The sequence below is a fragment of the Nitrospinota bacterium genome, from assembly GCA_029881495.1.
GTDB lineage: Bacteria > Nitrospinota_A > UBA7883 > JACRGQ01 > JACRGQ01 > JAOUMJ01.
On sequence record JAOUMJ010000047.1, the window covers coordinates 1 to 7668 of the forward strand.

General features: G+C 50.9%; 7 protein-coding genes. 6 read left to right on the top strand and 1 reads right to left on the bottom strand.

The features are described from left to right. The first annotated feature begins 280 nt into the window (after positions 1–280). Genes OEY64_12835 through queA form a run of 5 tightly spaced genes read left to right on the top strand, consistent with a single transcriptional unit; the run spans position 281 to position 5234 of the window. Positions 281–1672, top strand: a complete 1392-nt coding sequence (locus tag OEY64_12835; GenBank protein ID MDH5543833.1) for a sigma-54 dependent transcriptional regulator — start codon at positions 281–283, stop codon at positions 1670–1672. A 23-nt stretch (positions 1673–1695) separates the two neighbouring features. After that, entirely contained in the window at positions 1696–2709 is a 1014-nt protein-coding gene (locus OEY64_12840) for a TIGR01212 family radical SAM protein (GenBank protein ID MDH5543834.1), read from the top strand. Next, positions 2702–2926, top strand: coding sequence for a DUF2905 domain-containing protein (locus tag OEY64_12845; GenBank protein MDH5543835.1), 225 nt, complete (start codon positions 2702–2704; stop codon positions 2924–2926). Before OEY64_12840 ends, OEY64_12845 begins: the two co-directional genes overlap by 8 nt. Beyond that, positions 2923–4209 carry a SpoIID/LytB domain-containing protein gene (locus OEY64_12850; GenBank protein ID MDH5543836.1) on the top strand — a complete coding sequence of 429 codons (1287 nt, stop codon included), beginning with the start codon at positions 2923–2925 and terminating at the stop codon, positions 4207–4209. The genes OEY64_12845 and OEY64_12850 overlap by 4 nt, the downstream gene beginning before the upstream one ends. Continuing rightward, positions 4098–5234, top strand: a complete 1137-nt coding sequence (queA, locus tag OEY64_12855) for a tRNA preQ1(34) S-adenosylmethionine ribosyltransferase-isomerase QueA (GenBank protein ID MDH5543837.1) — start codon at positions 4098–4100, stop codon at positions 5232–5234. The genes OEY64_12850 and queA overlap by 112 nt, the downstream gene beginning before the upstream one ends. Before the next feature lie 35 nt (positions 5235–5269). Here queA and OEY64_12860 read toward each other — a convergent pair whose 3' ends face one another. After that, entirely contained in the window at positions 5270–5953 is a 684-nt protein-coding gene (locus OEY64_12860; protein MDH5543838.1) for a metal-dependent hydrolase, read from the bottom strand. Positions 5954–6248: 295 nt separating this feature from the next. Here OEY64_12860 and OEY64_12865 point away from each other — a divergent pair. Continuing rightward, positions 6249–7668 (top strand): hypothetical protein (locus tag OEY64_12865; protein MDH5543839.1); only part of this gene is annotated, 1420 nt, incomplete at its 3' end.

Here is a 7668-nt window from a genome sequence, read left to right on the forward strand (position 1 = left end):
AGCACCGCTCCAAACAGCAGAAGCCCGGTGAAAGATATGAATGGCGCCCTTTTCTCTATAATCTTCCCGGCGGCGTATGTGACTGAAATGTGTCCAAATATCATCGTAATATCAATGATAATACCTATCCGACTCTTTAAAACCGATAAAATCATTTGTTTTTCCGGGACTGGATGAGAAGCTGACTATAATATAGAATCAGTGAACGCCTGTTCCGGCCCTGATGCCGGAACAGGGATAACGCAGACCTCAAATGACAAACCGGCTGGGATAGATGAATATGGACAGTAAGAACCGTGTCCTTGTAGTTGACGACGATGAAGATATGCGGGCCGCCCTTTCGGAAGCCCTTGCAAGGCTTGGCCTCTCCACCGAAACGGCAACAGATGGCGAGGATGGTCTGAGGAAAGTCGAGGCAGACCGTTTTGACCTTGTTATATCTGACATCAAAATGCCTAATATGGGCGGTATTGAGCTCCTGGCAAAGATCAAGGAAGTTTCGCCGGAACTCCCCGTAATAATGATGACCGCATACGGCTCGGTCGAGACTTCCGTGGAAGCCATTAGAGCCGGCGCAAGCGATTACATCTTGAAGCCTTTCTCCTCGGATATCCTTGAGAATTCAATCTCAAGAATTTTAAGCGAAAAAGGGGGACAGCTAAACCGGGTTCAGCCTGTAAAACGGATCTCAGCCACGCGTAGCGGAAACTCAAGGCCCATCATCGCGAAGAGCCCGAAGATATTCGCGCTTCTTGACATCGTAGACCGAACGGCTAATTCAAACGCATCGTTCCTTATACAGGGGGAGAGCGGCACGGGAAAGGAGTTGTTCGCAAGGCTCATACATGACAAGAGCGGGCGCACCGGGCCGTTTGTCGCCGTGAACTGCGCCGCCCTGCCGGAGTCCCTCCTTGAGAGCGAACTTTTCGGGCATGAGAAAGGATCCTTCACGGGAGCGATAGCAAGAAAGACGGGGAAATTCGAGCTTGCCGAAAAAGGGACAATCCTCCTTGATGAGATTACCGAAATGCAGACCGAACTGCAGGCAAAGCTCCTTCGCGTTCTGCAGGAAAAAGAGATAGACCGGGTCGGCGGCGCCGCCCCTGTGCCGATCGACGTCCGCGTGGTTGCCACGACAAACAGGAATATAGAAGGGGCGATCGCCGAAGGCAAGTTCCGCGAAGACCTCTACTTCCGGCTGAATGTGATACCGCTCGTAATTCCTCCGCTCCGTGAAAGACCCGATGACCTGGAACTCCTCGTCAACAACTTCACTGAAAAGTTTTCCGCTGAATCGGGGAAAAAGGTTACCGGGGTTTCGCCCGAGACGATGGAACTGTTTAAAAAATTCAGGTGGAGAGGAAACGTCAGGGAACTGGAAAATGTTATGGAGCGCGCCGTGCTACTATGCAGGGGAGAAACGATCATGCCGGACGACCTCTTCCTGACGCCGGAGCAGGCGGAAAGCCCAGCGCAGGAACCTGAAGCGGAAAAGAAACAGAGTGAGGATGTATCGACAGGGACCCTGGACGCCATGGAAAAAAGGCTTATCCTTGGAACGCTTGAAAACGTTAACAACAACCGCACCAGGGCGGCGGAACTTCTCGGCATATCCATCCGCACTTTGCGGAACAAACTGAATGAATATAAGAATACAATGGATGCCGCTTAACTGAAAAAATTACGGAGAAATAAATGCTTGAAGAAAGATTCAATTCGCTTGGAAGATTCCTGAAGAATACTTTCGGCGAGAGAGTAAACAGGATGAACATATATATACCGGGCAACATTGCCGGTCAGGGCGGCGCAGAAAAAGAATACATCCTCTGCCCCGGAAAACCGTGCGAGACCAACCAGCCAGCGGATGCCGTCCCGCCGGTGGAAGAACAGATATCAAGGGCCAAGGAGAGGATACGGCAAAAGTTCAAATACGGAAAGTTCATAATCCATTTTCATACATATTCAAACAACTCCATAAGCCTTGATGCGCTGAAAAAAGCGGTGGAAAACTCCATGCAGGATAACGAGGTTATAGGGATAAACGTAACCGTGAGAATTGACTCGCTGGATAACGAAATAATCAAGTTCCTCAGTTATGTCTCCGAGCATATCTACCTGTGGGTGGAGACAGGATTTGTTACCGCTCATGACTCGACGCTTAAAAAGCTCGGACTGCCGTTTACCACGCAAGAGGCGATGGAAACCATCACCAAATTGCTGCGAAAGGATCTGCGGGTCTCGCCTCATGTGGTGCTCGGCCTGCCGGGCGAAACCGCCGAGATGATGAGAGAGACCATGAAAGAAGCCTCCCGGCTGATGGTCAATGGAGTGAACATTCAGCATTTTCTCTTCCCTGGAAACTCCCCTTTTGCAGACGCCCTCGCGAAAGGAGAGCTGAAACTCCTTTCGCGCGAAGAGTACATTTCAACTGTCTGCGACTTCATTGAGATACTCCCTCCGAATATCGTCCTCCGAAGGCTTATCAGCGAAACTTCCAGCAGTAACGTATTGCCCGAATGGACAAAGGACAAAAAGAAAATGCTTACCGAGATAAGCGGTGAACTTGAGAAAAGAAACAGCTACCAGGGATGCAAAAACCATTCGTACGCGGGAATAGCAAAAGTTTTCGGCGAGGACGCCGAGGAAACGGGCCAGACAGGCGAGGTTGCCGTCGTGCAACTGGCCAATTTTGCCGATGAAGATGAGTGAATTTGCAGGCTTGGGAAAGGTGCTCCTGTTTGCCGGGATCGCAATCGCACTTTTCGGCGCGCTACTTCTTCTTTCCGACAGAGTGCCGTTCCTGGGAAAACTCCCCGGCGATATCAATATAAAGAGGGAAAATTTCAGCTTCTACTTACCGCTGGGGACAAGCATACTCATCTCCGTTATCCTCACCATCCTATTCTCTTTCATAGGAAGGAAGTGAAGAGCCCCGTCAATACGCCTCCAATGGCGGCTTTTGCATTGGTGGCGCTCCTTTCAACAGGAGCTTCCGCTGAAGTGCCTGTTAAAAACGCCTATCCGCCGGAGAAAGAGACCGGTTTCCCGGTCAAGGACATCGATGTGGAGGCGATAAAAAAATTGCGCGAGAAAAATATCGCGCCCCCTTCCCCCGTAAACGACGCCGACATGGTACGCGTGCTCCTTTCAGAATCAAAAGACTCCATAAAAATTTCCTCGGATGACACCCTGATACTGACCGACCTTTCAAGCGGTAAAAAGATCGCCGCAGGGAACATCAAATCCGCCGACATCAGGAAAAACTCGCGGGGCCTGATGGTGAACAAACTTCTATTCCCCTCATCCGTTGTGAAGATCGAAACAAGAATCGGAACCCTCTCCTTTGCCGGGAAAAAATATCGCGGCAACTTCACTGTTCATGCGGGTAATGGCAGTACCGTAAAACTTGTAAACAATGTCGATATAGACGACTACCTTTTCGGGGTTGTCCCTTCGGAAATGCCCGCCGAATGGCCGATGGAGGCTTTAAAGGCTCAGGCGATAGCCTCCCGGACGTACACCTTGTACAGGATAGAAGAATCAAGAAAAGAGCCGTCAATCTACCATGACGTTGTGGCGACAGTTGGCGACCAGGTTTATGGCGGCATGAATAGTGAAAACGAGAGGACAAGCGTCGCAGTCTACCTTACCAAGGGGATGGCTCTTAAATACAACAACCGTATCGTAAAGGCATACTATCACTCGACCAGCAGCACCCGCACCGAAAGCGGCATGGAGGTTTTCGCGGGGGAAGAAGTTCCCTACCTCAAGGGGGTAAGCTGCACCTACGCAAAGAATTCGCCCTATTCGAGCTGGAAGGAGACCATCGGCCTGGACGAACTGGAGGACATTCTCGCAAGGAACGGCTACCGCGTCGGAAATATAATCAACGTTTCGGCATCGGGCTTTACATCATCGGGAAGAATTCATAATCTCAACATCCATACACTCACCGGGGTCAAGACCCTGAAGGCGACCGAGTTCCGTCGAGCGGTTGGAACCACCAGAATAAAAAGCACATGGTTCCGTATAAGGAAATCGGGCAATACCATTACGCTCAGCGGCAGGGGATACGGGCATGGGGTTGGCCTGTGCCAATGGGGCGCAAAGGAGATGGCCAGCAAAGATTTTGGATATACAGATATACTCTCTCACTACTACCCAGGCACCGAAATTTCACCGACCGAATTTACCTTCCTGGAGAAATAGCCATTTCTGACAATCTTTCCGATTACATTTACACCCTCCCTGATGAAAGGATCGCGAGATACCCCGCAAGAGAGAGGGATGCTTCCAGACTGATGCTCATCGACCGTCGTACCGGGCGAGCGTCACACCATGTTTTCTCCGAGCTCCCCGATATCGCGGGAGGGGAAAATGTTTTCGTGATAAACGAAACCAGGGTCATCCCGTCAAGGCTCCTTGGCAAGACCGGCAAGGGGGCCGATATTGAAATCCTTGCCACGCAGATCGACAATAAGGGAAAGACCAGGGGATTGGTAAAGGGGCTGAGAAAACTTAGGCCGGGAGATGTGATAACTTTTCCAAACAGTCTTCACGCAACATTCATCGAAAGAGAAAACGATTTCGGCATCTTCTCCCTTAACCTCTCCGGCAAACCGCTGGAAAGCTGGCTGAATGAAAATGGACATATCCCTATCCCGCCATACATCGGAAGAGATGACGAACCGGATGACAGGGAGAGGTACCAGACAGTCTTCGCTGAAAAGCCCGGCTCATGCGCCGCGCCGACAGCCGGACTGCACTTCACCGACAGCATCCTTAAAAAACTTGAAGAAAGAGGGAACATCATCCGCAGGATCTGCCTCCATGTAGGGCCGGGAACATTCCGCCCCGTTTCGGCAGACGACATCTCAAAACACAAAATGGACCCGGAGTACGCGGAAGTCCCGCAGGAACTCTATGATGAACTTGTCGAATCAAAAAAAAGTGGCAAACGGATCATTGCGGTAGGTTCCACCGCCACGCGCGCCATTGAAGCCGCGTCATTGAAAGGGGGAGGTTTTTTCGGAGAAACGGACCTTTATATACGCCCCGGATTCAAGTTCGGCCTGGTGGACGGACTGCTTACCAACTTCCACCTCCCCGGCTCATCGCTTCTTATACTGGTATCGGCTTTCGCCGGGAGGGAAAACATAATGAACGCCTATCGGGAAGCCGTAAAACTGGAATACCGCTTCTACTCGTACGGCGACGCAATGCTTATTCTGTAGATCGGCAGTCTAGCGCGGAATGGGCCGGCGGCTTTTTAAACCTCTATCGACTCCCCGTATCCGACAACCTTTGCCTTCTTTCCGACGCCCTTCACTTTTTTAACGAACTCGTTCGGATCGGCCTCTATTACCGGAAACGTGTTGTAGTGCATCGGCACAGCCAGCTTCGGATTAAGAAACTCTACCGCCTTTACGGCGTCGTCTATCCCCATCGTGAAATTGTCCCCTATCGGGAGAAGCGCCAGATCGATACTGTTCATCTCGCCTATGAGTTTCATGTCAAGGAACAGCCCGGTATCCCCGGAGTGATAAAGCGTCTTGCCGTCTATCGTCAGCAGTATCCCGCACGGAACCCCGCCGCACTGGATGCCATCCGCGGTGACATGGCTCGATCCGTGATGGGCTATCGTGAGCTTCACCTTTCCAAAATCAAAATCATGGCTCCCGCCGATATGCATCGTATGCGTCTTGCACCCCTTCGCACTGCAAAGATTGCCGACCTCGTGATTGGCGATGATCGTCGCGTCGTTCGTTTTCGCTATCTCCACAGCGTCGCCAATATGGTCGCCGTGAGCATGTGTCACTATTATGTGGGAAACCTTCAGGTTGACCGGTTGTACCGGAGCGTTACCCTGACCGGTAAGAAACGGATCAATTACGATCCTTGCTCCGCCACCTTCGACCAGGAATGCGCTATGCCCCAGATATGTCACTTTCAAATTACTTTTCCCCCTCAAAAAATTCTTTTTTCCCGCTGCCTGGTACTGCATAATATTCTATCAGGTGATGAACGCATAATCACCACGCTACAGCAAAAGCTCGAAATCGGGATGCTTCGCGGCAAGAGAACGCCGTTCAAATTTTCGCCGCGCCGGCGAAATGAAGGATATGTTCTGGCGAAGTCCGAAAAATATGAGGTAAACTGAAAAGAGATGAAAATTTGCAGAAGAATATCAACAAACATGCTTCACAAGGAAAAGGCTCGCTGACCTCAGGCGTCCGGGAAATCCACTGATGAAATTAAAAGGGATACTCTTATCCGTATATCTCGCCGCATTCGCATTCGGATGCGCCAAGGAGCCAGACCCGGTAAAGGTTGCCCCGAACGGCAAGCTGATGACATGCGAATCGATAGTTCACGCCTCGCAGACGCCGACATATACATACAAGAACGCGCCGAAAATGGAATCGCCGTACTCAACCATTTCCGAGAGCCGATATGCCGCGGCCCCGACCGTTACAAACCAGATATGCAGCACACCCGCGCCTGCTGTCACAAGTACCAGCTCTGCAGGGACCGTAACCATCATCGGGCATGCGGAGTACGTTGACAAGGTCTTCAGCCCAACTACATATCTAGGAACAAACCTCCTCCCCATCAGGTATGCCGTTGTGGAAATAGTCGAAAGAAGCAGCGGTAATATTCTCGCCACCACCTCAACCGACGGTGCCGGAGACTACATCGTCACTTTCACCTACGCCGGCGGAATTGCATACGTGCGGATACTTGCGCAACTTAACAGTCGCTACAACGGAAAGGTTCTTTATACAGACAAGTCTCAATATTCAGTTGCATCGGTTGCTAAAACAATTTCCGCTGGCGAAGCCTGGACTATCAACCTCTGCACCGGCGCAGATAACGCCGGCCCTGCGTTCAACATTCTCGACAACATACTGAATGCACAGATAGTCGCGAACAGTTTCTCTACAAAGCCTACTGAAGAACTGGTCGCTTACTGGCAAGTAGGGAATTCATCTGGAACATCGTACTCAAAGGATATAAATTCAGGACAACATACTATCCAAATTCTCGGTACGACCAGCGATCCGGACGAATATGACGACTCTGTCCTCCTTCACGAAATGGGGCATTACGTCGCCGCAGTCTATTCCCAGGACAACTCCGATGGAGGACCGCACTCCTTTAACGGACATTACGACCTGAGGCTCGCATGGTCGGAGGGGTGGGCCTCATTTTTCCAGGGGCTGATAAAAGCGGAGAACGGGTTGCCGTATCCTGAATATTATCTTGATACGGATGGTACAACCCCCAGAACCAGCCTTGAGATTGAAACCCCAGGTACCACAGCCATCGAAAAATACAAAGGAAACGGGGCAACTACTAACTTTAATACCTTATTTAAATTCCCTGATAACAGTAACGTGCATGTAATACTTGTTGATGCCTTAGGGGTCAAGATACCCCAGGTAGAAAATACCGACTACACTCTTTCCGGTGCTGGCGTGGCAACTGGGGGAACGGTCTCTATGGTTACTCCCCCAGCTCTCGATGAAGCACTAATCATTTTCGGGATAGGTCTTTTTAATATGCCCCTTTCCATAAGCGCGGATAACGAGCTGTCTGTCGCCGCGTTCCTCTGGGATGTATATGACGCGCCGACCACCGGAGAGGCGGCGGTCAACGACGACGACC